This is a genomic window from Haemophilus parahaemolyticus, from assembly GCF_002015035.1.
Taxonomy (GTDB): Bacteria; Pseudomonadota; Gammaproteobacteria; order Enterobacterales; family Pasteurellaceae; genus Haemophilus_A; species Haemophilus_A parahaemolyticus.
The window spans coordinates 1-1,734 of sequence record NZ_MUXY01000021.1; the positions used below are offsets into that span (position 1 = coordinate 1).

Consider the following 1,734-nt stretch of genomic DNA (forward strand, 5'->3'; position numbering starts at 1 on the left):
GTATCATCTAGATGATACTGGGGAGTATCACTATTGATGATACTCTGATTTTAAAAAATGAAAATATTTGATACATAATGTAAAGTATGTGATACTGATTGTATCATATTTTTAACTAGTGAGTATCTATGGAAAATAGCTCAAATAATAATCAAAAATCGACCGAAAAACAATCAAGTACACATCATATTGATCCTAAGTTAGCACCAAAGGAAAATGCCAATTTTGTTCAAATCAAGGATAACTCGCTCAGAGCTATTCAGGGACTTATTCAGAAAAGCCCTGTATCAGCTCAAATTTTGTTTTTCTTCATCGAAAAGATGGGTAAGCTCAACAATTCCGTAATATGCTCATATCAGACGCTTATGGAGGTTACAGGCTATTCTAGACCTACAGTCGCAAGAGCGATCAAGCACCTCAAGGACAATAATTGGATCGATACTGTCAAAGTTGGAAGTGCTACGGCGTATTGCGTCAATGCTCAAATAGCTTGGAGAGCTGCTAACAATCAGCGGCATTATGCGATTTTTTCATCAACCGTAGTTGCAACTTCTACCGAAAATCCAGACTTCGAGGGAGATCGCAAGCTACGCAACATTCCTCACGAACTTAACTCGTTAATCGGAAAATCAATCCAGCAGGGCATTCCTGACGATATTGACGAATACGAACCTGAAGAGCTAGAAGATCCCGAACTTGATTACCGCACGTTGATGTAGGGGGTGTCGGGGGGAATTGCCGTGCAATTCCTCCTGACGGTAGGGCGAATTTATTCGCCCGATAACCCTGCTCGGTAGTTGCTCGGAGTGGCTGACACGTTGGGCGTGCCGTTCGAGATAAAATCACAAGCCTTGCCCCCCTCCTGCTGAACAAAGCGATACAGAATCACGCTCAGAGCGTGAAATAACGTCTTGGGGTTTGTCTTGGTGTCATTATGGGCGTTTCGCTCCCTTAGCCGTCAAGGTCAAGCCCTACGGGTCGCCTTTGGCGAACCTTGACCGCTAACCGCTCCACACCCTGCATTTCACCAAGACAAGCCCCACGCCTGTTCTTACGGGCGAACAGCCCTATCCAAGGTTCTCACTCCGTCTAAGAATTTTAAAAATGATGTTTAAACCTCCTCAAATCGATTTTAAGGCACTTAAACCAAATCCTTCGATTTAAAATAAGCCTTACCTGCAAAATCACTTCTATGGCTTTCCTATTGCGTTTTTCGGTGGCATTCCACCAACCGATCCCACTCCGTCCAAGCTTCAATTACTAGCCCCAATCTTTTGCAAGATTGTGGACTTACTCCACATTTTGCAAGCAAAATATCTCGCTACGCTCGGTAAGCCCTATGGGGTTCTCCATTCGCTACGCTCATTCCGCCTCGCCTTCAGCTCGTTGGCTTTCTGAACCACCCACCGCACTCCGATTTGCCTATTTAAGCGAGCATAGATTCGTACGGTTTGAAAACCTACCGAATCGCTCGCAGGAGAGGGGAATCCCCCTCCTTGACCTACCCCCTGCACGGATCTACGGGTCGGAGCTACGCCACTCCCCTCCGCTCCGTTTTACCCGCAATTCTGCGGGGGGGTCTGGGGGGGCTTTTGCCCCCCCAGCCTAACATTACCAAACAGAGGAAATTTCGATTAAAAAATAGGCAGAATACTCGCAAATTTGCGAGTATTTAGATATAGATAGAGAGAAAATTAAAAAGTCATTTAAAATCAATAACTTACAAAATTCAGA

Annotated in this window: 1 protein-coding gene; it reads left to right on the forward strand. The window is 44.9% G+C overall.

Annotated elements, in window-relative coordinates:
* Window positions 1–128: 128 nt before the first annotated feature.
* Window positions 129–719, forward strand: a complete 591-nt coding sequence (locus tag B0185_RS09205; protein ID WP_000431908.1) for a replication/maintenance protein RepL — start codon at window positions 129–131, stop codon at window positions 717–719.
* Window positions 720–1,734: the final 1,015 nt, after the last annotated feature.